We start from the raw sequence: 23,677 nt of genomic DNA on the forward strand, positions 1-23,677 counted from the left end.
GACACGGACGGTGCAGGCGTTACGGGGGTACACACGTGTCACACAGGCCGACGGACTGGCACATACTCGACCTGGAGAAGGACCCGACTCCGGGTGATCCGCAGCGTATCCGGAAACTCGCCGGTACCCTGCACGACTTCGCCGACGACGTGGGCGAAGCGCTGCGGGACCTCAAGGGGATCGCCAAGGAGGACGAGATCCTCTCCTGGGCCGGCAAGACGGCCGACGTCTTCGCGGAGGAGTTCGCGGACGCACCCAAGCGGTTGCGGAAACTGAAGAAGTCGTACGACCTGGCAGGGGACGCCCTCACCGACTTCTGGCCGGACCTGGAGGACGCTCAGGAGAAGGCCGACAAAGCGCTGCGGGACGGCCGCAAGGCACGCGCCGAACTCACCACCGCCCAGCAGGCGCTGACCGACGCCAACGACTGGGTGCGCACCGCGGCCCAGAAAGTGGACTCCTACGACCCGTCGAAGAACGGCGGCAAGGAGATCCCCAAGCCCGACGAGAACGAGATCCGTCGCGCCACGCGCAACGCCCAACACGCCAAGTCCCGTCAGGACACAGCTGAGCGGAAGGTCGAGGCGGCCGAGAGCGCCCTCGAAGCGGCCAAGAAGCTCGCCGCCCAGGCGAAGGGCCTCCGCGAAGAGGCCGCCCGCCGCACGGTGACCAAGCTGAGAGAGGCATCCGACGCCGGCATCCCCAACCGCAGTTGGTGGGAGGAGATCGGTGACTGGGTCACCGACAACTGGGACGAGATCGTCACCGTCTGCAAGTGGGTCGTCGCCGTTGTCGGCATCATCGTGATGATCGTGGGCGGACCGCTGGGCTGGCTGGTCTTCGCTGCGGCCCTGGTCGTGATGGCCGATACGTTAAGAAAAGTCGTCAAGGGCCAGGCAGGCTGGGGAGACCTGTTGTGGGCCGCCCTCGACTGCATCCCCGCCACGAAGGGCTTCACCAGCCTCGCCAAGCTGGGCAAGCTGTGGAAAGCCGGCGGCCTCAAGGCACTCGGCGGCGGCTTCATGGGCGGAATCGGCGGTGGCCTCAAGAACCTCGCCAACAGCGTCCGCGCGCTGAAGAACGTCCGGCTGCTCACCTTCAGCATGATGGGGAAAAGCCGTTGGTGGAAGGCGGATTCAGCACATGTGGGCCCTCCTGGACGGGCCGCCGACGACGCTCTTCCCTCAGACGTCCCGGTTTACCACAAGGACGGAGCAACCGCTATTGGCTACGATCCCGCCACTCTGCGGAACTTCGATGTGGCGAAGCGGCTCCCGGGATATCAAGATGTCATCATCCACGGCACGAGAGACGGACTCATGATTGCCGGTGAGGCGAACCGCGCAGGAGCGAGGGCAGGGGGTCACATCGTTCATCCGAATCACGTTCTTGATACAATCAATCGAATACCGGGCTACAGCGGTGAACCCGTCAGAATGCTCACCTGTCATTCAGGAGCCGCCCAGCCGCAGGCGATTCAAAACCTGGCGAACTCCCTTGGAGTTCCCGTCAAGGCTCCGACCAACGCTGTCGGCGTCCCGAGCTACGGCGAAGGTCCCTTCACACCACATATCAAGGACGGCGGAGTCTGGCTCACTTTCCTTCCCATGGTCTGAGGACAGCGGCGCTGCAAGGAGTATCGATGATTCGGCCTGTTGGATTCTTCACTGAACTGTCACCCGGATGGGGACTTCCCGAGGACGGGTCCATCAAGGACGCCGTCAGGCCCTCCGGGGAGCCGGACGAGCGGAGGATCCTGGACTATCTGAGGAACGGAACGGAAATCTGGAGCGAGATGAGCGCCGGACCGGACGTCCTGGACCCCGAGGCGCCGAACATGACGGGCATCGGGTCACTGATCACGGACGGAATCTGGCTCTGGCGGGAAGATCTCCCCTACTACATCGCCACATATCATGTATCCCTTCCGGATGATTTCCTCGAACGCATCCGGTCCCTGGATTACGCGGCACCGACGGTGCCGGAGAGCCGACTGATCGAAATTTCGACCGAGGACCTCGGCATCATTCTGGACTAGGCTGCCGGAGCGAATCAGAAAGAGTTCACCGATGCCGAGCTTTTCACTGGCGGTCCCGGATTCCTGGTGGGAGTTCGCCATCCGCCCCGAAGGGCGGGAAGCGACCATCCGTGCCCTGGTCGACGAGCGCGTCCGGGACGTTCCCGAACTCGCCCCCTACCGCACCGATCTGACCGCCATGCTCCGCAAGATGGCCAAGGACGCCCACGACTCCGGTGCGCTCTATCTGGGCTGCATGGCGGAGAACTTCGACGGGGTCCCTCTCTCCGCCACCGTCACGGTCTCGGTGCTCGGCGCGAAGAATCAGCAGGGCGTCGCCCTGTCCACCGATCCGCGCGCCATCGCCGAGAGCCTGCGGACCATCACAGCCCGCCGCGAGGGCGACGCCTGGCGCAAGGTGACGACCGTCGAGATTCCCGAGGTCGGCGTGGCCGCTCGGACCTACGGCGTCGAGGACGTCCCCGTCGCCCAGGGCGACAGCCGTACCCTGCGTATGGTGCTGAGCCAGACGTACATCCCCGTGCCGGGAACCTCCGACCAGGTCGCACTCGTCTCGGGAGCCAGCCCGGTACTCGACCTCGCGGAGGCGTTCCATGACGTCTTCGACGCGGTGACGAGTACATTCCGGTTCGTCTAGACCCGGCCTACCGAGGGGGAGTTCCGTATGGGCGAGGGAAAGAGCGATCTCGCGCTTCCGCTGACCGAGATGGAGGACTACGGGCGTCGCCTGCGGTCCCTCAAGACGCGGATGAACCACACCAAGAAGCTCTTCGAGTCCTACAAGGACGACATCGGCGACGGCAGTGTCAACGACGCGCTCTCCGACTTCGAGTCCAACTGGGAGGACGGCCGCGAGGACATCACCCAGCAGCTCGACGCGCTCGCGAGCATGTCCGACGCCGTGGTCCGTGAGTTCAAGAAGCTCGAGGACGAACTCACCAAGCAGGTCAACGAGAAGATGAAGGTCGAGGACAAGCGCCCCAAGAAATGAGCCGGGCCCCGGCCTGCGAACAGACCGGGGCCCAGCACACGCTCAGAGCATCGTGGTGCGCGCGGCGCCCGCGTGGCCCACCGAGCCGCCGAGACCGGCGGAGACACAGAGGGGGCCCGCCTCGGCGTACACACCCACACCGACGGAACCGTGGTCCAGGACGACGGCCACACCGGCGTCGATGCCGGCGGAGACGGACTGGCCGCCGGACACGCTGTCCAGGTCCGCGTCGGAGATTTCGGCCGTTTCGACCTGGGGGACGAAGTTCATGGCTGGCCTTTCCATTCGTAGCAAGGAACGCAGCGGCGGGGAATTCGCCGGAAGCCCGGAACCGGGACCCACTCCGACGAGCCGTGCGCACTGATCAAAGCACGCTCACCAACAGCCGACCAGTGGCGCGCAGTTGACGGACCCTGCCTCAGCGTCACCGAATTCATCAGTGTGGCAATCCGGTCACGGAATGGGCCTGCGCCTTCACGCTACCCACCGGTTCCTGAAGCCGTCGGCCACCGGCAGGCGCTTTTCCGAGTGGCTTCTCACGCCCCGCCACGACTTCCTCCCGATTCCTCTCCCTTTTCGTACGACCGTCCGGTGAACGGTGTGCAGGTCCGAGGGATTTTTCGGGTCGGGACGACTGTGACACTTCCGCGGGCGTCAGCCCACCTCGTTCTCCGCCACCGCCCGCCCGTGCACCACCACGTCCCCGCCGTAGAACATGCCCGTGAAGACCGGCGCGTACGTCAGCCGCACCTCGACCTCCACCGCCTCCACGGTCGCCGCCACGCAGTGCGTCGCCGCGATGTCCGCCCCGGACATGTCCATCTCGCGGGCGAACGCCTTCACCCGGGCGTCGCAGTTCTCGTAGTTGATCGGCGCGGGGCCGCCCACGTCGTCGTACAGCGCCTCGCGGTCGATGTCCTGGGCGGCGTAACGGGCCGCCTGTTCCGCGATGTCCGCCGCGCGCTCCCGTTTGGAGATGGACATGCCGCCGTCGATGACGAAGGCCGCCAGGGACAGGAAGACCAGCGCGAAGATGATGACCGCGCCGGCGCCGGAGCCGCGGTCGTCCAGCCGCGTACGGCGGTCCGACACCCAGGTCCGCATGCGCGTCGTTCTCACGCCGTCCTCCGGTACGGGTCCAGCGGCGAGCTGAAGCTCGCGGTCAGGGTCGTCGGGATGTCCAGGCCCAGCATGGCGAGGCCCCGCACCTCGCAGCTCACCTCGACCGAGAAGAGGGTGTCCGGCTCGAAGCCCTGGCTGGTCTGGACGACGCTCACCGGACCGGCGCAGATGTCCGTGAGGTTCGCCTCCGCCGCCGCCCGCGCCTCGGCCATCGCCGTGCCGTGGTCCTTCTGGATCGAGCCCGCGCGGGCCGCGTCCCGCGCCGCGCCGTCCAACGCGCCGCGCCCGTCGACCAGTTGCCCGAACGCCACCAGGACGAGGATGAACAGGATCATCACCGGCGCGAGGATGACCACCTCGATCGTGGACAGACCCCGGTCCCGGTCGTCGCCCGCCCCCGGCCGTCCGTCCCCCAGGGGGAACCTCATCTAGTTCTCCCCCTCCTGCACGAACCGCTCCACCGGCCCCACCGACTGCGCGTGCACCGTCAGGTCCAGGCCCGGGAACACCGTCGGAATGCGTGCCGTGATCTCCACGCCCACCGTGTCCTGTTCCGGCTGGAGCATCTTCACGTCGGGCGACAGCACCAACTGCGGGCCGAGCTGCCGGATGTAGCTGTCCACCACGCCCTGCGCCTCGCCCCGCCAGCCGCCCGGCTGGGCGTCCGCCGTCGCACGCGCCTTGCGCGCACCCGCCTGCGCCGCCGCCTGGGCGACGTGATCGGCGAAGAAGTACAGCGCGAACTGCACCGTCGCGAAGATCATGAAGAACAGGACGGGAGTGAGGAACACGAACTCGATCGCGGTCATGCCGGAATCGCCGCGGGCGGAGGCGGCCTCCACCCGTCGGCGTACCCAGCGACGTACGCGCATTCCCGCCAACCCCGTTGTCGTCGTACGCGCGGTCAGCAGGTACCGCTCGCGCTGGCGCCCTCGATGCAGTCGCCGACCTTCTCGGCGCCACCCTTCAGCGCGGCGTTGATGATGGCGGCCACCACGCCCACGATCGCCACGACGACCGCCGAGATGATGACCCACTCCACCGCGGAGGCACCGCGGTCCAGTTCGCCGGAGCGGGCGCGCTCCACGCGGGCCCGCATGAAGGTGACCAGGAAGTCCACGGCAGGGATGCCGGTGTGGAAGGTACGTCCGTTCATGACGCGTTGTCCTCTCGAATTCGGTTCACGGAAGTTCTGACGTACGGCTCAGGGGTAGCGGTTCTCACACCTGGAACACCCGCATCGCCGCCGGGAAGATCAGGAACACGAGGAACCCCGCGCACAGCAGCAGCTGTGCCACGAGCATCGACTGGGACTTCTCACCCGCGTTGCCCTCGATCTCGGCGAGTTCGCGGTGCCGCATGGTCTCGGCGCGGGAGGCGAGGGACTCGCGCACCTTGGCACCGTCGTCCGCGACCAGCGCCAGGGACGCGGAGAGGTCCTTGAGCTCCTCCACGCCCAGCTCCTCCCCCAGCTGCCCCAGCGCCTGCCACTGGCTGATGCCGGTGATCCGGGCGTCGGCGAGGGCGTTGCGGATACGGTGCGTCGCCCAGCCGTCGGACACCTCGGCCGCCGCCATCAGCGCCTCCGGCAGGCCCCGCCCGCCGGCCAGGCTCATCGACACCAGGTCCAGGTACGCGCCGATCACCCGGCGCAGATCGCGCCGCTTCTCGGCGGCGTCCCGGCGTACCTCCAGGTCGGGCAGGAAGAAGAACAGCGCCGCGCACAGCAGGGCCATCCACACCGGGATGATCGGGCTGTCGGCGAGGGCGAGCGTCCAGACGATGGCGAAGAGGAACGGGCCGAAGAACAGACCGGCCACCGCCAGCAGCACCTTCGTCGCCAGGAACTTCTCCCAGCTGCGTTCCAGGACGGCGAGGTCCGCGCGCAGCGAACGCTGCTCCCACCCCTGCTGCAGGTAGAACTCGGCGACCCGCGCACCCACTTCGGCCCGCAGCGAGCCGAAACGGCCGGTGTCCCGCGCCGCCGTGCGGGCCGACTCGTACGCCGTACCACGCGCCCGCATGGCGTCGATCCGGGCGACCTGGGAGAGCGCACTGCGCTTGGTGGGCATCAACGCGCGGACCAGGACGTAGATCCCGAGTCCGATGACCGCGCCGACGACCACCGGCATCGTCAGTTCGTCACTCACCGGCGTACCCCCTCTTCCGGCTGGAGCGGCGCCTGCTGCTGGGCGGCCGGTACGGCATCGGGCGTACGCGGACGCACGAACCGCACCGCCGACTCGTCGCGCACCAGGAACCGTTCGGGCGTCTCGATGGTGGACAGCTTGCGCAGCCACCAGAAGCCGAGCGCGAACAGACCGCAGACGCAAGCGAGTACGAGCTGTCCGACCGCGGTGTTGTACGGCTCGACGAACTCCCGGTTGAAGATGGACAGTCCGAGCACGAACGCGATCGACACGGCGACGACGATCTGCACCGAGCGCCGGGTGGAGGCGCGCTGCGCCATCACGCGCTGCCGCATGTCGACCTCCTCGCGCGCCGACTTCGCCAGCGCGCCCAGCACCTGCCGCAGACCGGGTCCGCGCAGCCGGGCGTTGAGGATGAGGGCGGCGACGATGATGTCGGCGGAGGCGTCGTCGATCTCGTCGGCGAGCTGCTGGAGCGCCTCGGCCAGCGGGGTGCGGGAGCGCAGCCGGTCGACGAGCGCGTCGAGGTGCGGGCGCAGTACGGGAGCGGCGGCGCGCGCGGACGCCGGGATGGCCTGCTCCAGGCCCACCGCGCCGGCGATGGTGTCGCGCAGCGACTCGGTCCAGGAGGCCAGCGCCTCCACGCGCCGCATCGCGGCCTTCTCCTCCCCGGCCCCGCCGAAGAGGCGGTCCCAGAAGAAGACGAGGACGGCGGAGGCGATACCGGCGACCGTCCAGCGGGTCAGCAGCAGTACGGCGAGGCCGACGAGCGCGGCGAGGGAGCCGCGCCGGCCGGCGAACCGGACCAGTTCGTTCGCGCGCTCGCTCGCCTTCTGCTTCTCGTGCTCGGGCTTCGCGGGCAGTCCGCGTACGGCGACGGCGAACAGGGCGAGTCCGCCGCCGACGGCGACGCCCGACGCGAGCGCGTACAGGACGGTGGTGGAGAACAGGCCGCCCATGGCGCCGAGCGAGTCGAGCGCGGCGAGGTCGGTGGTCGTACGGGTCACCGGGCTCACCCCCACGTTCCGCTGGGCCGGTAGCCGTAGGCCATCAGTTCCTCCAGGCAGGCTATGGGGGCGTGCGCGGTGACCCGCCCGTCGGGGGCCTCCGCGAACACCTCGCTGGACAGCACGCGTCCGTCGACGCCGTTGACCTCGCGCACGGAGGTGACCGTGCGCTGGAGACGGCCGCCGCTCTGGAAGTCGTTGCGCCGCTGGACGAAGACGACGAAGTTCACCGCGCCCGCGATCAGCATCTGGCTGGCCTCGATGGGCAGCCGTTCCGTCGCCTGCAGGGCGTAGGTGGAAATACGGTTGAAGACCTCGCTGGAGCTGTTGGCGTGGATCGTGGACAGCGAACCGTCGTTGCCCTGGGACATCGCGTTCAGCATGGTCACGATCTCGTCGCCGAGCACCTCACCGACGATGACGCGGGAGGGGTTCATACGCAGTGACCTGCGCACCAGCTCCGCCATGGAAATGGTGCCCTGGCCCTCGGAGTTGGGCAGCCGCTCCTCGAACGCCACGACGTTGGGGTGGAGGTCGGGGAACGTGTCGAGCCCGAGCTCCAGCGCCCGCTCGACGGTGATGAGCCGCTCCTGCGGCGGGATCTCGTTGGCGAGGGCGCGCAGCAGCGTGGTCTTACCGGCGTTGGTGGCGCCCGCGATCATGATGTTCTTGCGGGCGCGGACGGCGCAGGCGAGGAAGTGCCCGAGCTCGGGGGTCAGCGTCCCGTTGCCGACGAGGTCGGAGATGAACACCTTGCCCATGCGCGAGCGGCGGATGGACAGCGCGGGCCGCCGCGTCACGTCCATGACGGCCGACAGACGCGAACCGTCCGGCAGCCGCAGGTCGAGCTGGGGGTTGGCGGAGTCGAAGGGCCGGGACGACAGACCGGAGTACGCGCCCAGCACCTGGATCAGGTCGATGAGCTCCTCGTCGGTCTCGGCGACGGGCTCACCACGCGTCTCACGGCCGTCCGAGTAGCCGACGAACACCTGGTCGCAGCCGTTGATGTCGATGTTCTCGACCTCGGGGTCGTCCAGCAGCGGCTGGAGCCGCCCGACTCCGAACAGCGCGGCGTGCACGGCGGCCGCGTACTGCTCCTCCGTCTCGGCGTCCAGCGGCGTACGGCCCGCGTTGATCTCCGCGCGGGCGTACTCCTCCAGTATCTGGGCGATGACGGCACGGGCGTACTGCCGCTCGTCCTCGGTGGACATCGGCGTGACGCCGTTGACCTGGTCTAGGCGGCGCTGTTCGGCGATCCGGTCGCCGGCCTCCTGACGGAACCGCTTGACCAGCTGATGGTCGACAGCGGTCATCGCCCGGCCCCGTGCGCCTGGGGCGGCTGCTGGGCCTGAGCCTGAGCCTGGGCGTGAGCCGCCCACGCGGCGCCGTACTGCTGGTACACGTCGGCCGTCACCTTGCGCGCGGACCGGATCAGCAGCGACTTGTCGAGCCGCCCGCGCCTGCGCCCGGCCAGCTGCTCGGCACCGGCCGGGTCGTCGGCGAGGGTGCCGACCACCCGGGCACCGGTCTGCGCGTGTACGAGCATGTCGTTGACCTGGGACGCGAGCTTGGCCGCGTTGCCCGTGTCGGCGACGAGGACGACGCCGATCACCGGGTTGCCGAGCGTCGCGGCGCCGCGCGGCCCGCCGTGCAGCTTGCCGGCGAGCGCGGCGGCCCGGTCCCGTACGCGCGCCAGCGCCTCGGGCTCGGTGCGCGAGACGAGCAGCACGAGGGAGGCGTGCGGGAACAGCTCCACGGCCGGGGTGTCCCCGCTGATCCGCCCGCAGTCGGCGATGACGTCGGCGGGCGCGTGCGGGGAGTCGGCGAGCGAGGCGAAGGCGTGCCCGAGCGTCGGCCACAGCCCGGTGAGGCCGGCGGCCTGCTCGGCGATCCCGAGCCCGACGAGCACTTCGAGCCCGCCGCTCAACGGCTGTACGTGGTCCCACAGTTGGTCGGGCACGAGTCCACGCCGTGCGGTGGCGGCGATGGACAGCATCCCGGTGTTCGGGTTCAGCGGCCCGCCGTGCGCGGCGGCACTGCGGTACACGAGGTCACCGCCCGCCGGGTCGGTCTCGGCGAGCAGCACCCGCCGCGGCCAGACCGCCGCGAGAGCGACGGCCGCGGTGGTGACGCCGGGGGAACCCTTGTCGGCGGCGAGGGCGATGAGGGCCATGGGTCGGGTGCCGCCTTCTAGTTGCCAGGGACGAGGACGAGAGCCACCTCGCCGTTGGAGGCGGCCTGGGTGAGCGCCGCGGCGTCGGCGTTGTCGACGAGCAGCGTCACGGGCTTGTTGGTGCTGCTGACGATGTCGCCGCTCTGCTCCTCCGGCACGGAGTTCACCCGCGCCTCGTCCACGATCAGGGTGTTGCCACCGCCGGTGGAGCCGGAGGAGCCGCCGTCGGCGTCGGAGTCGGAGTTCGAGTTCGAGGTACCACCGACGCGGTAGGCGGCGACGGCGTCACCGATCTCCAGATCGGCCGGGTACTGCCCCTCCTTGAGGGAGAGCCCGACAAGGGCCTTGCCCGCGGGGACCTTGGCCTCATCGCCGAACATCTCACCGACGGCGACGACGCCGCCCGGGATCGTGCTGACGGCCTTGAGCTTCTTCAGGGCGTCGAGCTGAGTCCACTCGACGTAGTTGATCTCCGGGTCCTCGGCGACCATGACCGACGTGGTGTTGGCATCGGTGACCTTCTGGCCGGCCGGAATCTCCTTGGTGATCTTCACGACCTCGATCCGGTCCCCGGCCTGCAGCACGAGCATCGTGGCGCCGAGCGCGCCGAGCAGGATCAACAGGACCGCCAGCGCGGCCAGCGCGGGTTTGCGCTCGCGAGGAGGAGTGGGAAGCCGGTCGCCGACCGCCGGCCCGACCGGTGTCGCGGAACGACCGGCGCCCGCCCCCGTACGCTCTTGGATCTTCACGCAACCGCTCCCCGTACACCCAAGACGATGTCTGCCAAGTTCCCTGAAATTCCTGACACTTCGCCCAGGTCCGCCCGCGCGCAGACATGCACGACGGGTCGGACTTACCCGCCCGGCCTGGGCGAATAGCCAACGCTGGGGGTGAGTGTCAAGCCATCGCACCGTATCAGCCACACATAAGCCCCTCAAGGCGGAGTCCGCCTCACGCATCTCACCCCGCACACCGTTACTCATCTGCAATTTCACTGTTGAACAACCCAGTTGAGACCGGCCGACCACTGTGCGGCAGCAAACCGCAGGAGCACCCCACCAACCACGGACGACGTACGGTTCATCACGCACCGCACATGAGCCCTGCACGATTCACTCACGAGGGCGCCGGGCGACCGTGCCATGCTCTTCCGCCCGGACCGGTGACGGGACGTACGGGACAACACCGCGCGAGCCGCGCGAGTACCTTGAGGAGCCCCCCACTTGAACCGCACCACGTCGGCCGCCGCTTCAGCCCTGTCCCTGCTCACCGCGCTGTCGCTCACCGCGTGCGGCGGGGAGGGCGAGGAGTCGGACAAGGCAACGGGCGAGCCCCGGCCCTCCGCCTCCCGGGCGAAGCAGCCCACTCCTGCCGAGAAGCTGGCCGAGCTCATGGTCGCACCCGCAGACGTGAAGGGCTTCTCGGTGCAGGAGCACAGCGACGAGTTCGCCCTCGCCAAGTCACCGAAGGACGTCACCCTCGACAAGCCGGTCTGCGCGCCCCTGGCGTACGCGATCAACCAGCTCCCGCTCGGCGAACCACAGGCCGACCTCACGCGCGTACTGGCGGACGAGGCGAAGGGCCTGAACAGCGCACACACCTACATCACGCTCACCACCTACGCGTCCGGCGGCGCGCAGTCCACCATGGCCGACGTGAAGAAGGCCGTGGCGGCCTGCGGCGACGGCTTCACGGCCGAGGGAAGCGGCGACGGCACCAGCACATACGACTCCGTCGCGCCGGAGGACGTCACCCCGGCGGGCGACGAGACCCTCGGTTTCACGTCCACGCTGACCTTCCGCGGCGCCCCGCACACCATGCACACCCAGATCGTCCGCGAAGGCGAGGTCGTCGGCGTCTACTTCTCGGTCAACGGCGCGGCCATCGCCAACGCCAGGCCGAGCGACGCGAAGCTGGCCCCGGCGGTGGTGAAGGCGCAGAACGAGAAGCTGGGCTGACACAGCGATGACCACAACAGGAACGGGCTCGCGCTTCGGCCCCGAGTCGTCCGAAGCACGCGTCAAGCGCGTCAAAGCGCTGCGGATCACCGCAGGTACGGCTGCCGCGGTCGTCTCACTCGTGCTCGCCCTGACGCTGACGCTGGCTCCCGAATCCCTCGGCCTGCCCTCATCACCGGCCCTTTACGAGAAGGTCCGGGCCCAGGACCGCGCCGCCGAAGGCATGCTCGTCGCCTGGGCACTGCTCGCCGTACCCGTCGGCGGCCTGCTGCAGACGCCGGTGGCGCGCCTGCGCGGGGCACGCATCGCGGCGGGCTGGGCCCTGCTGGCCGGCTACTGGCTGTACGTCCTGCTCGTGGCGGTCGCCGTCTGGCAGGTACAGGGCCTCTTCCCACCGCCCGACGGCCCCGGCAAGAGCGGAGGGATCTTCGGCGCGCTGACCGCACTGGCGCTGGCGACTCCCGTGTGCGCGGCCTGCTCGGGCGCGGTGTTCCGACCGGTGCCCGGCGAGAACGGTGACACCCTGGACGGCCGGATCCGCGGCCACCTCGCATCGGTGGCACTGCTCTCATGGGTGTTCAACGGGGTCTTCGTCGGTGCTCTGATCGGCAGGAACTTCAGCTTCCCCCGTGCCGGCTCCTTCGCGATGTTCTTCCCGGGCGGCATCCTGTGGGGTTTCCACGCGGGCGCCGCACTGGGCATGCTGATCGGCGCCCGCCTCCAGCGCGCCCCCGAAGCCCGCGCCGAGACAACCCGCATCGCGGCCGCACTCGCCCGCACGGCGACCGCCCTGCTGCTCTGCTGCCTGTGCGTGGCCCAGCTGGGCTGGCTTTTCCCGGCCTGGGTCGTGGGATTGGCCGGCCTCCCGGCGCTCGTCGCCCTGCTCGCACTGGCATCACGAAGCGAACGGCTCGGCCACTGGGTCGAGTTCCGGACACTGGAGCTTCCCAAGGGAGGCTTCGACTGACCGGCAGCCACAGCGCAGGCTGTTCCCTGCCTCCTGCCTCACCTCCCGACCGGCCCCCAGTCCCGTCGCGGTCGCGGCGGCTCGACGGGCTGGGTGGGCACCACCTGGTCACGGCTCGATCGCTCGGAGACCCACTCCCGCACCTCCAGGACCATCATCGCGAGGGAAGGACCGGCGAGCACCAGGGCAAACCCCAACCCGAACCACCCACTACCGTCCCCGCGACTCAGCGCCCCCGCCCCGGAGACAGCGAGGGCGACACCGCCGATCACCGGGGGAAACAGCCAGGGCCAGGCGTCCGGCTCGACCACCGCTTCCTCACGCCGCCCCTGGCAGAAGGCCGACCACCAGAACCGGGCGCTCCACCACACGAGCAGGTATGCGGAGACGGCTCCGGCAACGAACCCCAGCCGGGCCGGCCACCCGACCCGGCTCGTGACCGCCGCGGCAGTGAGTCCGAAGGCCAGGAAGACCCAGAAGAGGAAGAGCATGACGCCGGCGGCCAGCCGGTGCCCACGGCTGCCCTGGAGAGCACGGTGCGAGATGAAGACCACGACCGCAGCGTAGACGGAGCGGCTCTCCGCCGTACGCCCTCATCTCGGTCCATTCGTCGGATAGTTCGCGGTGGTGAAACCAATAACCCCACCGATACCGTCAGTGCGCTGGAAACGTTTTGTCTCACGGGGAGCTCACTGTGAAGCGCCGCACTTTGCCCGTTGCCGCCGCGTTCGCCGCCGCCGCAACCTTGATGCTGACGGCCTGTGGAGGCGGGGACGACAAGTCCGGCGACAGTGACAGGATCGCCGGCACCGACCAGGGGACGGAGAAGCCGAGCAAGTCGGCGGCCCCCTCGGGAGCACCGGCGGAGGACAAGCCGGACGGCGTGGACGTGTCCCTGCCCGCAGACATGAACCTGGTCTTCGACTGGGAGAAGCCGAAGAACAAGAACGAGGCGGCGGCGATGGATGATGCGGCGAACTACGTCCGCGCCATTTACCACGGCGTCGACAAGCGCACGTCCAAGGTCTCGGCTGTGACCGCCTATTCCACGGGCGGGGGGCTGAGCTACGCGCAGACGCAGATCGACGACAGGGTCGACGGCGGTTGGACCGCCACTGGCACTCGGCGTCATTACCAGGCCACCACCCGGTCCGCCACGAACGGCACCTCAGTGGAGGTTGCGTTCTGCGTGGACTCCAGCAAGTTCTATGGCAAGGAGATCAAGACCGAGAAGGTCCTGAAGAGCAAGCCCAGCATCGCGGACTACGACCACTTCAAGATCATTATGGTGAAGGTTCCCACGGGTGACGGACTGTGGCAGGCATCCAAGGTGTTCGTCGAGACGAAGGCGGCGAAGTGCCGGTAAACGGACCGCAGCGTAAGTTCTCCGGATTCGAACGCCGTCGCTCCTCTTCTCCCCGTCCGCCCCGGTCACTCCCCGGCGTACTCACGATCCCATCTGCTCTGCCGCACGCCACCCCAGGTGCCCATCACGACGGCGATCACGAAGAGGGACCCGAGGAAACCTCCGTACGAGCTGCTGTCCGGGTCCTCGGTCGGACTGGCGACGCCTTCGGGGTCATACAGCACGCGTAGCCTGTCGCCCTTCGACACCCAGTTCTCACAGCCATCGCCCTCCGAGAGCGAGAGCGGGATCTCACGCCCGTCGACCATACGCAGGTCGCAACGGTTGGTCCCGGTGTCTTCCATGCGTACGACCACGGCGTCGGTCCACACGCCCCGGTCCGCCAGCGCGGCCTCGTCACCGGCAGCGCTGCCGAATATTCCCATGGCAATCCCGGCCACCAGCGGAAAGAACAGCTGCCACGCCACCTTCCGCTGCTTGCGCGGCATCCGCCGCAGCATGAGCAACGGCACCAGCAGCGAGGCCAGCGGAAGCACCAGGAACGCGAGGACCAACCCCGCTCCCCGCAACAGGCCCGGCAACGGCACGACCGGCCCGACCCAGGACAGCCCGAGTGAACCACCGGCACACACCAGACTGAACAACAGCCAACGGACCACATCCACTTGCCACCGAACACCCGTACCGGCCCTGAATGTGTCCTCTGCCACGTGGCCCCCGCCCTCTCAGTCGTACCTGGCGTGTTCGAGGGCTCCCCTAACGAGCGCGGCACCGCCGCAACCGCCTGCGTCAGGCTGGGCATCAGTCCAGCGTCACACTCCGCCCGCATCGCGCGTCGGGAAGGTCCCCGTGTCGATCTCGACCCTCTCCCCGGTGGCCAGCGTGAAGCTGACCGGATCGCCGTACGGGATCTCGACGACCCGCCCGTAACCCGAGGCGTGCGGCTCCGACATCAAGGTGACCATCGTCTTGAAGGGATCGGCGATCATGTAGAAGTCGATCCCGAAGCGACCGTACTTCCGAACGTTCCGGACGTAGTCCTTCTCGTCCGCCGGTTCCGACGGGACCTCGACCACCGCCAGCACATCAAGGCACGAATAACTGTTCTTCCGGCGCTCAGCCTCGAAGTCGACGATCGTCAGATCCGGTGCGGCGTCGTTCTCCCCTGGGAACGTGATGAGGACGTCACCGAAGACACGTTCCCGTGCGATGCCGGAGGCTTTGACCGCGTCCTTGACGTCGGAAACGGTCCAGTCCTGCTCCGGGCTCTGTGGCGTCATGATCACCCTGCCGTCGAACACCTCGACCTTGTACCCCTCGGGGACGGCACCCCGCTCGATCAGCTCGCTCATCACTGACACGGCAGCTCACCTCCTACCGGCATTATGGCTGGCCGAGGCAAGACGGGCGCGGTTTCGGGTCGGCCGGCCCGGCTACTCCTGGTCGACGGCTGAGGGGAACCGCTCCCCTGTTCGCTGGCACATCCTTCGTGCGCGTGCCTGCGCCATAACGGGCGGAAGCGCGCACAGGGACAGCGACGGTCCCGGAGGCAGCGCATCGAGGCGTCCGGACTCATCGCGCACCTGGGCACGATCAGGACACAGCCCATCGTGAAAATGTCGCCAAACAACCGAAAACCCTCGTTCTCCGGGTAGTTCGCTCTGGCGAAACCAGCAACCTCATAGCTAGCGTCTGTGCTCTTGACTGAACCTTTGTCTCACGGGGAGCTCACTGTGAAGCGCCGCACTTTGCCCGTTGCCGCCGCGTTCGCCGCCGCCGCAACCTTGATGCTGACGGCCTGCGGAGGCGGGGACGACAAGTCCGGCGACAGCGACAAGATCGCCGGCTCCGACCAGGGGACGGAGAAGCCGAGCAAGTCGGCGGCCCCCTCGGGAGCACCGGCGGAGGACAAGCCGGACGGCGTGGACGTCTCCCTGCCCGCAGACATGAACCTGGTCTTCGACTGGGAGAAGCCGAAGGACGGGAACGAGGCGGCTGCCATGGACGACGCCGCCAACTTCTTCAGGGCCATCTACCGAGGTGTCGACAAGCGCACGACCAAGGACGCGTCTGTCACCGCGTACGCCACCGGTGATGGACTGAAGTACGCGGAGACGCAGGTCAACGCTTGGATCGACGGCGGCTGGACCGCCACAGGCACACTGCGTCACTACGACGCCACCACTCGGTCCGCCGCGAACGGCAAGTCGGTAGAGGTGGCGTTCTGCGCGGACGCCGGAAAGTTCTACGGCAAGGAGATCAAGACCGACAAGGTCCTCAAGACCGAGCCCAGCATCGAGGACTTCGACCACTACAAGATCATCATGGTCAAGTACCCCACTGGCACCGGCCTGTGGCAGGCATCGAAGGTGTTCGTCGAGACAAAGGCGGCGAAGTGCCAGTGAGGGGATCGCTTCGCACATTCATCGGCACCGCGACGCTGACGCTGGCCCTCAGCACCATCGTCCTCCCAGAAGCCGCGTACGCGGCAAAACCGGTGGGCTCCGACAAGGGAGCCACTACTGAGCAGACGGGCGGCAGCGACGGCACCGGCATCTACGCCGCCGCCCGGATCACGTACTCCGGAGCCGTCGCCAAGAACGGCAGCAAGGGCAACGTGACGTCCTCCGACGTCAACTGGACTCCCCCACCCTGCTGGTACGCCCCCTACCTCGGCGCCAAGGACTTCAAGAAGAAGACGTCCAAGGACATCGAGAGCCAGATGAACGCACCCGGCATGGGCGGCCACGCGGGCGCGGCACTCAGCGAATTGCAGCGCCACTACGAGGACGACTACGGCTGGGCCGACACCCCCGGCTACAAGGACTACAACGTCGACAAGGACGGCGAGGGCATGTTCTGGGCCGCCGTCGAGAACCCCGACGAGCCAGACATCCTCAAGCGGAGTTCCTGCAACGACCTCCCCTTCTGGGTCGACAACGGCGAGGCCCCGCCGCCCCAGTACGAGGAGGCCATCACCCCGGAGATACTCGCCGCCCTCGCCTACCAGCGCATGCAGCTGCCCGACACCGAGGTCAGCCTCAAGCCCGAGGGAACCACCAAGGTGAACCTGCCGACCTGGGCCTGGCTCGACAAGGCCGTCTTCGACGAGGTCCAGGCCACCGCGGCCATCAACGCCCCCGGTTTCGCCCTCCAGGCCACGACGACCGCCAAGCCGGTGTCCCTCAAGCTTGAGCCGGGCACCAAGGACGCCGAGACCTACCCCGCCTCGGGCGAGTGCACCATCAACGCCGACGGCTCCATCGGCGAGCCGTACGCCCAGGGCAAGGCCGACCAGACTCCCCCCTGCGGAATCACCTACCTCCGCTCCTCCGGCAACGGAACCTACAATCTCCAGGCCACCATCACCTGGGAGATCGCATGGACCGGCACCGGCGGCGCCGGCGGCGATCTGCCCGACGGGACCTTCGGCAACGACCAGGCCGTCACCGTCCAGGAGATCCAGTCCATCAACCGCTGATGATCCGCTGATCACGCCGGCCTGGTGCCACCCACGGGTTCCCCGCGGGTCTCTCGGTGCCTCTCAGTGGCACCGAGGGGCCGGGTGGAAGCAGCCCGCGTGAAAGCTGTTCACAGGGACTCCCTCTGCTCGGGAATGGGGCGGTCAGGTGCCTCGGGGAAGAACTTCCGAGACGTTGCGTACATGCCGTAGTAGGGGTACAGGCGCGGGATGTCGGCGCCGCCCTTACGGGCAATGCCGACGATCTTGCGGTAGAGGCGGGCTCTGCAGCGCGTGTTCCGTATCACCGGGTCGAGCAGGCTGGGACGCCGGGCCAGATAGGCACCGACGACCACGACGCAGAGGATCAGCGCGTCGGCAGCAAGGAAGGCAACCTGGAACTGACGCGATTTCTCAGACGCCACCAGGTCCCAGAACGGCCAGGCGCCACCCCCGAAAACAAGCAGCGGCACAACGAACAGACAACCCAGAATGCCGGCCTTCTCCGTGTCCTCGCGGCGCTGGAACAGCATCCAGTGCACGGCCCTGTCGTCGAGGAAGTCGAAGCGGACCTCACGGCCGTACTCCTCAGCCGCCGCCCTGGCGTCGGGCACGGCGGCGATGACAGCGGACGGGACCATGTCGTGGACCGTTCCCTGATCATCGACGAACTTGCCGAACTCCAGCTCACGATAATCGCTCATGGGACGGTCTCCTTACGCTGCTCGGAACGACGTGGGCGGGTCATACCACCCACCGCAAGGAACCCGCGATGGCGTCGCACAACCGCTCCATCGGGCCGGACATCCCGGTGAGCGGTGCGGAGAAGGAGAGCGTCAGGTAGCCCACCGCGCCGGGCAGGAGGGCGTGAACGCTCAGCGTAGTGGGACCGAGCACCCGTACGGCAGGACCCGCCGGGAGACCGACCACCGTCACCTGCCGTCGCGGGCCGTCCTCGGGCTCTCGCGCCTCAATCCATGCCGCGAACTTCTGCGGATCGGCGGGAGTCTCGCCCAGCGGCACAAGGGACACGAGGAGGGAGGCCGGAAGCCCTCCGCTCCGCGAGACCGTCAGGAGGTAGAACTCCATGGCGCCACGCGCTCGACCGGCTTCCGCGGTGTTGCGCAGGGTGGCCCATACGTTCCGCGTCAGCTCGGCGGGGACTTGCCGGCCTTCCGCCTGCTTCTCCACGAAGGTCTTGAGCTGGCCCCGCCAGCGGTCCTGCATCAGGTCGATGCGGAACCACTCCCGCGGGACCAGCAGCCGGTAGTCCCTGACATCGCCCACCGCTGACGTGGCGCCGGCCTCGGACGACTCCTTCACCCCGGCATCACCAAGGGCGCCCCGGAGTCGTCGAAGAGACGGACGCTCTTCACGATGCCGGCGAACATGGCGGAAAAGACGTCCCACCCTTCAACCGTGGGCGTACCCATCTCCAGTATCAGCACGGTCCCGTTGTTCAGCGGAATCTGTACCTGTATGAACGACGTCCATATCGGTTCGTCCTGCCCCGACTGCGTCAGACTGCCGTCGACGCTCGCGGACCGGTTTCCGACGCATGTCACCGCCGGGCCGCAGGGAAGTTGCACTTCGCCGACCTGGCCGAGCTCCAGGTGCCGCATCGTGGTCGCGATGAAGCCGGCCGGATTGCGGCCGGCCCGCTCGTCGAGGTCCATGAAGCTGACGTTCACCGTTGCCGTGCAACGGACACCGTCGACCTCCGTGGTGACGAACCCGGCGTACTGCACGCCGGCCTCGATGAACTCGTCGTAGTGCGCCGCGCACATCGCGGCGTACTGCAACTGCACCTCCTCATCGGCGCCGGGCAGCGCCTGCTTGGCCAGATCAACCAGTTGATCCGCCAGCTCATCCAAGTCATCTGCCTCAAAAGGGAGTTCAAGGAACCCCTCGGGCATGATCCAGCGAACCTCTATGCCGTCGCTTCCCGTGAGGTTGCGCTGCGCCGTGTCAGCGGCGTCCGTGATCATCTGCACCCTTGCTCTCGGACTTCTCACGATCATCCACTTCGGGACGGAACTTCGCGGCGAACGGGTAAGGCCCGTAATGCGGATAGTGAGCCGGGATCTCGGCCCCTCCCCGTCGGGCGATATGGGCGATCTCACGGTACTTCGCCGCTCGAGCCCGCAGGTTCTGCCGGACCGGATCGCCCCAATGCGACATCGCACTGCGCACGAAGAAGAAGATCTGCGTCACCACAACGGCCGCTGCGACTGCCAGGTAGGCATTGCGGGAAGCGGCGGTCTCCCAGTACTGGGCCGCGCCGCCCCAGTAGAGCACGACCCCGAAACCGACGAGCGCCAGCGGCACTCCGTGTTTCAAGCCCGCGTTGAACATGTCCTCTTCGTCGGCATGACGCCGACGCAGCAGTTCGAGCACCGCCCGGTCGTCGAGGAAGTCGAACCGAAGCTCTCGTCGAGCCCCCTCAGCGGCCCGCTTCGCCTCGGCTATACCGGCGATCACGGAACCGTCGACCAAGGTGACGGTCTCACCGCCTCGACGGCCGATGAATTCCCGGGGTCCCAGTTCGTGTTCGTCGTAGCTCATGGCATCTGCCTTCCTTGAACAGGTCGCCGGGTCCTATGCCGCCAGGGCCGCGTTGAACGCCTTCGGCGAGACGCTCGGGGCGGGGCGAGGGCTGGGGCGGGGCGAGGGCGACGGCGTGGGAGTGGGTGTGCCGGCCTTGGCGGGCTCCTGGTAACCGGTCCGCTCGCCGTTCTCACCGCTGAGCATCCGGTGAAGGGCGCTTCCGAGACCCGCTCCCTTGATCACGGCTGTGATCTTCTTTCCTTCGATCATCGCGTTGCGCGCGTTCTTTCCCAACACCTTGTTGACCAGTTTGACAGCGACTCCGTTCAGGAAGTTGTGCCCGACACCGTCGAGCGCGGTCAAGTAAATCCTCGCCTTCCCGAATTCCTTGATTTTGCTTACCTTACCGAGCCCCTTGAGGACCCGGAATCCCTTCAGTGCGCCAATACCGGGCAATACTCCTAGCGCATCGGTTCCCAGCTTCAACCAATCGACTTTCCCGCCACGCGCAGCCATATCGTACGCATGACCGGCGAGTGCTGCCGCACTGGTCAGCACGGCGAGGGTTGCGAAGATGGGCACCAAGAATTGAAGCGGTGGAACAAAAGCGCAGATCACAGCGAGGACGGACAGAACGGCGGATATGTTGGACAGCATATCCGCCCAGTCCGCCAGGAAGTTCATGAAGCCGCCCGGGTCTCGCACCGCATCATGGTGCACGACGTTCTTGATATGACGGGCTGCTTTGTCCCCTGCATCGTCATATATCTCCCTGGCTTCCTTCACCAGCTTGCGTGCGCCACCGATGCGACGCAAGGCCTCGTCGCGCTTCTTGATCCAGCGCTCGTACTCTTCTTTCTCTGCGGCTGGAATGTCATGCACGAGGGGGTACTTGTCGGTGAATTTCTTCACCTCGTCATCCGCGAGGTCATGATCGGATTTGGCTTCGCGATAATCAGCAAGCGCTTTGTCCGCTTTCCGCTGGGCGCGGCGCATTTCACTGGCGAACTGGTCCGAGCTCCCCTCGCGCACTCCCTCCCCGATGGCCTTGGCCGCTTCGTCATAGCGCTCGAAGGACTTCTTCAGCTTGTCCGCCGTACCATCGGCGATCTCGTGGAAGCCTTTCCCTGCTTCACTGTCCCAGCCCTCCACCGAGGCGAGCGCCTTGATGACACGGGACTGCTCGTCGATCATGTCGGCCATCTTGCGCAACTTGCGCCCCAGCTCAGCTACCTCTTCCGGGTCACCCGGCGTCGGGTCGTCATGCCACAGAGGCGGCCAGTCGGCGTCCGTCCTGCTCATTTCTTTCCCTTGCTCTGCGCCTTGGCATCCCGGATGGCCTTGGCGAGCTCCTTGTCGACCTCGTCATACGCCTTGGCGGCGGTCCGGGTGAACTCGGCCAGCTCTTCGAGTTCCTTCATCAGTTTCTTCCGGGTCTTCTTCCAGGTGTCTCCGAATTCCGAGAAGGCGTCCTTGAGGCCGCCGTGCCCCACCGCTTGGCCATACTCGTCCGCAGGATTTCCGTTCCGTTCGAACTCACCATGAATTTTGGTCAGATCGCGCGAACACTGCTTGATGGCGGCGAGATCCGCCTTTATGTGATCCCCCATTAACGATTCCTCTCTCTTTTCTTTACTGCTCCCGGTACAAGCCGGCGGGAGCGGCACGATAGCGGACTCCCCCACTCCTCGTGACGCCCGGTCCGGGATACGCTCTCGACACACCGATCCTGTTCTGCATGGGCAAGGAGAGTTTCGACGTGACACGCAGGGCCAAGCAGCGCATGACAGCGGACCGCCTCGGCGTCCAGGCCGAAGCGGGCGACTGGTGCACGATCGGCAAGATCCCGCAGCCCTCTGCGGATGTGCTCCAGGCCGCGGGCAACCCTCGGCTCCGTCCGGCGAGGATGCCCCCATTGGGCATCCTCGGCACGGTGCTCGGTGGACCTTTCATAGCCATCATCACGTTCTTCGAGCTTCTGGCCAAGATGGAAGAAGCAGTCATGCGATCACTCGACCCGAAGGACGAGAAGGAGCGGTTGCGGGCCAAGAGAGAGGATGAGGAACGCCGCCGGGACGCCATCGTCGCCCAGCAAGGCCTCGACAACGTCTTCGACGGCAACTGGCACGGCGCCGCCGGGCAGTTCCTGCTGCGCTGGTACAGCCACTCCACCCACCACGAGCGACTACTGCTCGCGGCCCCGGACGGGATCGTCCTCGCGGCTCCACCCCAGCGCGTCAGCACGGGACGGGAGAAGCACATGCAGGTCGTCGCCCGCCTGTCCGCCGACGAAGCCACGCTGGTCGACCCCTTCTCCGGTGAGTTCGAGACGCGGATGCTGCTGATCCGTTTCCGTGACGGCTCCTGGCTGCGCGTCGACACGGAAGAACTCCGCAGCGAGCTGCACATGTACGCGCTCCGGCACCCGTCTCCCGACGGGCCGTGAAGCCGCTTCGTCGACGATTGCAAGGGCCCTGTGTGCAGTGGGCGCAACACCGCCCCGACTCAGTCGTGCGGGACCTCCTCGATCACCTTCTCGGCGAAGCGCCACGCGCCCCGATTGCCCACCGCCTCCGCGCGCAGTCCCGTCTCCCAGGCGATCCGGGCGGCACGGTGGTGCGAGATGTCGGGATACTCCTCAGGGCCGATCTTGATGTAGCCGCGACGGTCACGGGGGTATGTACGCAAAGCCTCGCGCAACTTTGCCTCCTGCGTCTCGTGCGTGGCGTCGTCGACCTCCGGATGTCTCCGGGCTTCCCGCCGCTTCGCGACGGTCGAGCCCCGCCAGGTCATCCAGCCGACGGCCCCGAGCGCCCCGAGGGCGAAGGCCCCCGCGCCCAGCGCGTCTCCCGTGGCGTCCGCGTCTCCCGGTGTCCGAGGACGGAGTTCTCCCTCGGGATCCTCGACCACCCTCGCCACTTCGCCGACGTCGAAGCGGTCGGAGGCGTCCCTCAGGGCGGGGCCCGGCACCTTGCTGCCGTCCTGCCGTTCCAGCGCGTAGTTGTAGAACCTGGCCTTGCGCCCTTGGGGAGGGTCACGCCATTCGTCGACGACCGTCGCCGTGACCGTCTCGCCCCGCTGCTGCAGCGTGAGGTTGTCCCGCACCATGTCACCGACGTAGACGGACATCAAGGACATGGCGACGATGAACAACATCGCATATCCGCTGGACGCCTTGGCCCCCAGCCTCCGGAGCAACAGGACGAGAAGCACGGCATGCGCGATCCACAGCGGTGCGAGGACAAGAGGGCTGGCGTCATCGGCCAGGAAGTACAACCCCGCGATCACGGCGAGCACGTAACAGCCGATGCCGAGCGCCCACGCGAAGGGGCGCTCTGTCCGTCCCCGGCTCGTCTCATCGCCGACGACACGACTCATGCCGGCTGCTCCGTTCGTCACGTGATCGAGGAAAACGGTGAGATGTCCCCCTCTGTGTCCCTCAGGCGACAAATCACTCATGTACCCCCCGTTTCACCAGAGCTCGCCCCGGACGGACGACGGCGCGGCAGTGCGGGGCAGGCACTGCCGCGCCGTCGCGTCCCGGGCGGGCCGGAGTTACTTCCGCGCAGCCTTCGCCAGCTCGTCGTCGATCTGCTCGAACTTGTCGGCCGCCATGGTCAGGTAGTCGCCCATGCCGTCCAGGCCGTCGAGGGTGGTCTTCGCGCCGTTGGTGAACTCGTCGAAGTTCTCGTCGAAGGCCTTGGAGGAGCTCTTCGTGACGTAGCCGGAGTTGACCAGGTTGTTGATGTACTTGCGGAGGCCGTCCAGCTTCTCCTGGAGCTTCTCCTTCTCCTTCACGACATGCTTGGCAGCTTCCCGCATGTCCTGATATGTGATGTCAAGGTCCTTGGCCATGAAGCCGCTCCCTCTCGCAACGCCGCAGGGCCAACCCCCGTGG

Annotated in this window: 31 protein-coding genes; 10 read left to right on the plus strand and 21 right to left on the minus strand. The window is 67.4% G+C overall.

Annotated features, from left to right (window positions below; genetic code table 11):
* Positions 1–35: 35 nt before the first annotated feature.
* The 4 genes from ACH4VX_RS24160 to ACH4VX_RS24175 are packed head-to-tail and all read left to right on the plus strand — an operon-like array spanning position 36 to position 3,029.
* Positions 36–1,616: a putative T7SS-secreted protein gene (locus ACH4VX_RS24160; protein WP_398369982.1), complete on the plus strand. Its 1,581-nt coding sequence runs from the start codon at positions 36–38 to the stop codon at positions 1,614–1,616.
* Between the two features lie 26 nt (positions 1,617–1,642).
* Positions 1,643–2,038 (plus strand): hypothetical protein, encoded by a 396-nt coding sequence (locus ACH4VX_RS24165; protein ID WP_398369984.1) that lies wholly within the window; start codon positions 1,643–1,645, stop codon positions 2,036–2,038.
* Positions 2,039–2,069: 31 nt separating this feature from the next.
* Positions 2,070–2,675 carry a hypothetical protein gene (locus tag ACH4VX_RS24170; RefSeq protein ID WP_398369986.1) on the plus strand — a complete coding sequence of 202 codons (606 nt, stop codon included), beginning with the start codon at positions 2,070–2,072 and terminating at the stop codon, positions 2,673–2,675.
* A 27-nt stretch (positions 2,676–2,702) separates the two neighbouring features.
* On the plus strand, positions 2,703–3,029 hold the full coding sequence (locus ACH4VX_RS24175; protein WP_398369988.1) for a hypothetical protein: 327 nt from the start codon (positions 2,703–2,705) through the stop codon (positions 3,027–3,029).
* 42 nt (positions 3,030–3,071) lie between these two features.
* Here the strand turns inward: ACH4VX_RS24175 and ACH4VX_RS24180 are convergent, their stop codons facing one another.
* The 10 genes from ACH4VX_RS24180 to ACH4VX_RS24225 all read right to left on the minus strand — a co-directional run bounded on the left by ACH4VX_RS24180 (position 3,072) and on the right by ACH4VX_RS24225 (position 10,230).
* On the minus strand, positions 3,072–3,299 hold the full coding sequence (locus ACH4VX_RS24180) for a hypothetical protein (protein WP_398369990.1): 228 nt from the start codon (positions 3,297–3,299) through the stop codon (positions 3,072–3,074).
* 384 nt (positions 3,300–3,683) lie between these two features.
* Positions 3,684–4,133 (minus strand): TadE/TadG family type IV pilus assembly protein, encoded by a 450-nt coding sequence (locus tag ACH4VX_RS24185; RefSeq protein WP_398370173.1) that lies wholly within the window; start codon positions 4,131–4,133, stop codon positions 3,684–3,686.
* Between the two features lie 11 nt (positions 4,134–4,144).
* Positions 4,145–4,579, minus strand: coding sequence for a TadE/TadG family type IV pilus assembly protein (locus ACH4VX_RS24190; protein WP_398369991.1), 435 nt, complete (start codon positions 4,577–4,579; stop codon positions 4,145–4,147).
* Positions 4,580–5,023: a TadE family protein gene (locus ACH4VX_RS24195; protein ID WP_398369993.1), complete on the minus strand. Its 444-nt coding sequence runs from the start codon at positions 5,021–5,023 to the stop codon at positions 4,580–4,582. It lies immediately after the preceding gene.
* A 32-nt stretch (positions 5,024–5,055) separates the two neighbouring features.
* Positions 5,056–5,307, minus strand: a complete 252-nt coding sequence (locus ACH4VX_RS24200; RefSeq protein ID WP_030221948.1) for a hypothetical protein — start codon at positions 5,305–5,307, stop codon at positions 5,056–5,058.
* 64 nt (positions 5,308–5,371) lie between these two features.
* Positions 5,372–6,283 carry a type II secretion system F family protein gene (locus ACH4VX_RS24205; RefSeq protein WP_398370175.1) on the minus strand — a complete coding sequence of 304 codons (912 nt, stop codon included), beginning with the start codon at positions 6,281–6,283 and terminating at the stop codon, positions 5,372–5,374.
* 14 nt (positions 6,284–6,297) lie between these two features.
* Entirely contained in the window at positions 6,298–7,260 is a 963-nt protein-coding gene (locus tag ACH4VX_RS24210; RefSeq protein WP_398370176.1) for a type II secretion system F family protein, read from the minus strand.
* A 53-nt stretch (positions 7,261–7,313) separates the two neighbouring features.
* A complete protein-coding gene (locus ACH4VX_RS24215; RefSeq protein WP_398369994.1) occupies positions 7,314–8,621 on the minus strand; it encodes a CpaF family protein in 1,308 nt (435 codons plus the stop codon).
* Positions 8,618–9,481: a hypothetical protein gene (locus ACH4VX_RS24220; protein ID WP_398369995.1), complete on the minus strand. Its 864-nt coding sequence runs from the start codon at positions 9,479–9,481 to the stop codon at positions 8,618–8,620. The genes ACH4VX_RS24215 and ACH4VX_RS24220 overlap by 4 nt, the downstream gene beginning before the upstream one ends.
* Before the next feature lie 17 nt (positions 9,482–9,498).
* The gene (locus ACH4VX_RS24225; protein WP_398369997.1) at positions 9,499–10,230 is read right to left on the minus strand and encodes a hypothetical protein; all 732 of its coding nucleotides are present in this window, start codon (positions 10,228–10,230) and stop codon (positions 9,499–9,501) included.
* 474 nt (positions 10,231–10,704) lie between these two features.
* Between ACH4VX_RS24225 and ACH4VX_RS24230 the strand changes: the two genes are divergently transcribed.
* Both ACH4VX_RS24230 and ACH4VX_RS24235 read left to right on the plus strand, forming a co-directional pair.
* A complete protein-coding gene (locus ACH4VX_RS24230; protein WP_398369999.1) occupies positions 10,705–11,439 on the plus strand; it encodes a hypothetical protein in 735 nt (244 codons plus the stop codon).
* A 7-nt stretch (positions 11,440–11,446) separates the two neighbouring features.
* A complete protein-coding gene (locus ACH4VX_RS24235; RefSeq protein ID WP_398370001.1) occupies positions 11,447–12,406 on the plus strand; it encodes a hypothetical protein in 960 nt (319 codons plus the stop codon).
* Positions 12,407–12,444: 38 nt separating this feature from the next.
* Here ACH4VX_RS24235 and ACH4VX_RS24240 read toward each other — a convergent pair whose 3' ends face one another.
* Entirely contained in the window at positions 12,445–12,960 is a 516-nt protein-coding gene (locus ACH4VX_RS24240) for a hypothetical protein (RefSeq protein WP_398370003.1), read from the minus strand.
* 140 nt (positions 12,961–13,100) lie between these two features.
* Here ACH4VX_RS24240 and ACH4VX_RS24245 point away from each other — a divergent pair, with 140 nt between their 5' ends.
* Entirely contained in the window at positions 13,101–13,772 is a 672-nt protein-coding gene (locus ACH4VX_RS24245; RefSeq protein ID WP_398370004.1) for a hypothetical protein, read from the plus strand.
* Between the two features lie 65 nt (positions 13,773–13,837).
* Here ACH4VX_RS24245 and ACH4VX_RS24250 read toward each other — a convergent pair whose 3' ends face one another.
* Both ACH4VX_RS24250 and ACH4VX_RS24255 read right to left on the minus strand, forming a co-directional pair.
* Positions 13,838–14,437 carry a hypothetical protein gene (locus tag ACH4VX_RS24250; protein WP_398370006.1) on the minus strand — a complete coding sequence of 200 codons (600 nt, stop codon included), beginning with the start codon at positions 14,435–14,437 and terminating at the stop codon, positions 13,838–13,840.
* A 147-nt stretch (positions 14,438–14,584) separates the two neighbouring features.
* A complete protein-coding gene (locus tag ACH4VX_RS24255; RefSeq protein WP_384709190.1) occupies positions 14,585–15,124 on the minus strand; it encodes a Uma2 family endonuclease in 540 nt (179 codons plus the stop codon).
* 381 nt (positions 15,125–15,505) lie between these two features.
* On the opposite strand from ACH4VX_RS24255, the gene ACH4VX_RS24260 reads away from it, so the two are divergent.
* Positions 15,506–16,177: a hypothetical protein gene (locus ACH4VX_RS24260; protein WP_398370008.1), complete on the plus strand. Its 672-nt coding sequence runs from the start codon at positions 15,506–15,508 to the stop codon at positions 16,175–16,177.
* Entirely contained in the window at positions 16,174–17,253 is a 1,080-nt protein-coding gene (locus ACH4VX_RS24265) for a hypothetical protein (protein WP_398370009.1), read from the plus strand. Before ACH4VX_RS24260 ends, ACH4VX_RS24265 begins: the two co-directional genes overlap by 4 nt.
* 110 nt (positions 17,254–17,363) lie before the next feature.
* Here the strand turns inward: ACH4VX_RS24265 and ACH4VX_RS24270 are convergent, their stop codons facing one another.
* The 6 genes from ACH4VX_RS24270 to ACH4VX_RS24295 are packed head-to-tail and all read right to left on the minus strand — an operon-like array spanning position 17,364 to position 21,389.
* The gene (locus tag ACH4VX_RS24270; protein ID WP_398370010.1) at positions 17,364–17,936 is read right to left on the minus strand and encodes a hypothetical protein; all 573 of its coding nucleotides are present in this window, start codon (positions 17,934–17,936) and stop codon (positions 17,364–17,366) included.
* A 40-nt stretch (positions 17,937–17,976) separates the two neighbouring features.
* Positions 17,977–18,555, minus strand: a complete 579-nt coding sequence (locus ACH4VX_RS24275; protein ID WP_398370012.1) for a hypothetical protein — start codon at positions 18,553–18,555, stop codon at positions 17,977–17,979.
* A complete protein-coding gene (locus tag ACH4VX_RS24280) occupies positions 18,552–19,220 on the minus strand; it encodes a hypothetical protein (protein WP_398370178.1) in 669 nt (222 codons plus the stop codon). The genes ACH4VX_RS24275 and ACH4VX_RS24280 overlap by 4 nt, the downstream gene beginning before the upstream one ends.
* On the minus strand, positions 19,201–19,797 hold the full coding sequence (locus ACH4VX_RS24285; RefSeq protein ID WP_398370013.1) for a hypothetical protein: 597 nt from the start codon (positions 19,795–19,797) through the stop codon (positions 19,201–19,203). The genes ACH4VX_RS24280 and ACH4VX_RS24285 overlap by 20 nt, the downstream gene beginning before the upstream one ends.
* 33 nt (positions 19,798–19,830) lie before the next feature.
* Positions 19,831–21,081, minus strand: a complete 1,251-nt coding sequence (locus ACH4VX_RS24290) for a putative T7SS-secreted protein (RefSeq protein ID WP_398370015.1) — start codon at positions 21,079–21,081, stop codon at positions 19,831–19,833.
* Positions 21,078–21,389, minus strand: a complete 312-nt coding sequence (locus ACH4VX_RS24295; protein ID WP_398370017.1) for a WXG100 family type VII secretion target — start codon at positions 21,387–21,389, stop codon at positions 21,078–21,080. The genes ACH4VX_RS24290 and ACH4VX_RS24295 overlap by 4 nt, the downstream gene beginning before the upstream one ends.
* Positions 21,390–21,517: 128 nt before the next feature.
* On the opposite strand from ACH4VX_RS24295, the gene ACH4VX_RS24300 reads away from it, so the two are divergent.
* Positions 21,518–22,225 (plus strand): hypothetical protein, encoded by a 708-nt coding sequence (locus ACH4VX_RS24300; protein WP_398370019.1) that lies wholly within the window; start codon positions 21,518–21,520, stop codon positions 22,223–22,225.
* 59 nt (positions 22,226–22,284) lie between these two features.
* Here ACH4VX_RS24300 and ACH4VX_RS24305 read toward each other — a convergent pair whose 3' ends face one another.
* Together ACH4VX_RS24305 and ACH4VX_RS24310 are read right to left on the minus strand one after the other, a co-directional pair.
* Positions 22,285–23,157, minus strand: a complete 873-nt coding sequence (locus tag ACH4VX_RS24305; RefSeq protein WP_398370021.1) for a hypothetical protein — start codon at positions 23,155–23,157, stop codon at positions 22,285–22,287.
* Between the two features lie 177 nt (positions 23,158–23,334).
* Entirely contained in the window at positions 23,335–23,634 is a 300-nt protein-coding gene (locus ACH4VX_RS24310) for a WXG100 family type VII secretion target (protein ID WP_006133193.1), read from the minus strand.
* Between the last annotated feature and the right edge of the window lie 43 nt (positions 23,635–23,677).

This window comes from Streptomyces sp. NPDC020731 (genome assembly GCF_044334705.1).
Classification (GTDB): domain Bacteria; phylum Actinomycetota; class Actinomycetes; order Streptomycetales; family Streptomycetaceae; genus Streptomyces.

Bases quoted from the DNA above. Each gene is read 5' to 3' on its own strand.
- ACH4VX_RS24195 (WP_398369993.1), bottom strand. From the start codon at position 5,023: ATGCGCGTACGTCGCTGGGTACGCCGACGGGTGGAGGCCGCCTCCGCC.
- ACH4VX_RS24310 (WP_006133193.1), bottom strand. From the start codon at position 23,634: ATGGCCAAGGACCTTGACATCACATATCAGGACATGCGGGAAGCTGCC.
- ACH4VX_RS24205 (WP_398370175.1), bottom strand. From the start codon at position 6,283: ATGCCGGTGGTCGTCGGCGCGGTCATCGGACTCGGGATCTACGTCCTG.
- ACH4VX_RS24290 (WP_398370015.1), bottom strand. From the start codon at position 21,081: ATGAGCAGGACGGACGCCGACTGGCCGCCTCTGTGGCATGACGACCCG.
- ACH4VX_RS24295 (WP_398370017.1), bottom strand. From the start codon at position 21,389: ATGGGGGATCACATAAAGGCGGATCTCGCCGCCATCAAGCAGTGTTCG.
- ACH4VX_RS24270 (WP_398370010.1), bottom strand. From the start codon at position 17,936: ATGAGCGATTATCGTGAGCTGGAGTTCGGCAAGTTCGTCGATGATCAG.
- ACH4VX_RS24235 (WP_398370001.1), top strand. From the start codon at position 11,447: ATGACCACAACAGGAACGGGCTCGCGCTTCGGCCCCGAGTCGTCCGAA.
- ACH4VX_RS24165 (WP_398369984.1), top strand. From the start codon at position 1,643: ATGATTCGGCCTGTTGGATTCTTCACTGAACTGTCACCCGGATGGGGA.
- ACH4VX_RS24200 (WP_030221948.1), bottom strand. From the start codon at position 5,307: ATGAACGGACGTACCTTCCACACCGGCATCCCTGCCGTGGACTTCCTG.
- ACH4VX_RS24285 (WP_398370013.1), bottom strand. From the start codon at position 19,797: ATGAGCTACGACGAACACGAACTGGGACCCCGGGAATTCATCGGCCGT.
- ACH4VX_RS24180 (WP_398369990.1), bottom strand. From the start codon at position 3,299: ATGAACTTCGTCCCCCAGGTCGAAACGGCCGAAATCTCCGACGCGGAC.
- ACH4VX_RS24220 (WP_398369995.1), bottom strand. From the start codon at position 9,481: ATGGCCCTCATCGCCCTCGCCGCCGACAAGGGTTCCCCCGGCGTCACC.
- ACH4VX_RS24305 (WP_398370021.1), bottom strand. From the start codon at position 23,157: ATGAGTCGTGTCGTCGGCGATGAGACGAGCCGGGGACGGACAGAGCGC.
- ACH4VX_RS24215 (WP_398369994.1), bottom strand. From the start codon at position 8,621: ATGACCGCTGTCGACCATCAGCTGGTCAAGCGGTTCCGTCAGGAGGCC.
- ACH4VX_RS24190 (WP_398369991.1), bottom strand. From the start codon at position 4,579: ATGAGGTTCCCCCTGGGGGACGGACGGCCGGGGGCGGGCGACGACCGG.
- ACH4VX_RS24280 (WP_398370178.1), bottom strand. From the start codon at position 19,220: ATGATCACGGACGCCGCTGACACGGCGCAGCGCAACCTCACGGGAAGC.
- ACH4VX_RS24175 (WP_398369988.1), top strand. From the start codon at position 2,703: ATGGGCGAGGGAAAGAGCGATCTCGCGCTTCCGCTGACCGAGATGGAG.
- ACH4VX_RS24300 (WP_398370019.1), top strand. From the start codon at position 21,518: ATGGGCAAGGAGAGTTTCGACGTGACACGCAGGGCCAAGCAGCGCATG.
- ACH4VX_RS24255 (WP_384709190.1), bottom strand. From the start codon at position 15,124: ATGAGCGAGCTGATCGAGCGGGGTGCCGTCCCCGAGGGGTACAAGGTC.
- ACH4VX_RS24210 (WP_398370176.1), bottom strand. From the start codon at position 7,260: ATGGGCGGCCTGTTCTCCACCACCGTCCTGTACGCGCTCGCGTCGGGC.
- ACH4VX_RS24185 (WP_398370173.1), bottom strand. From the start codon at position 4,133: ATGCGGACCTGGGTGTCGGACCGCCGTACGCGGCTGGACGACCGCGGC.
- ACH4VX_RS24170 (WP_398369986.1), top strand. From the start codon at position 2,070: ATGCCGAGCTTTTCACTGGCGGTCCCGGATTCCTGGTGGGAGTTCGCC.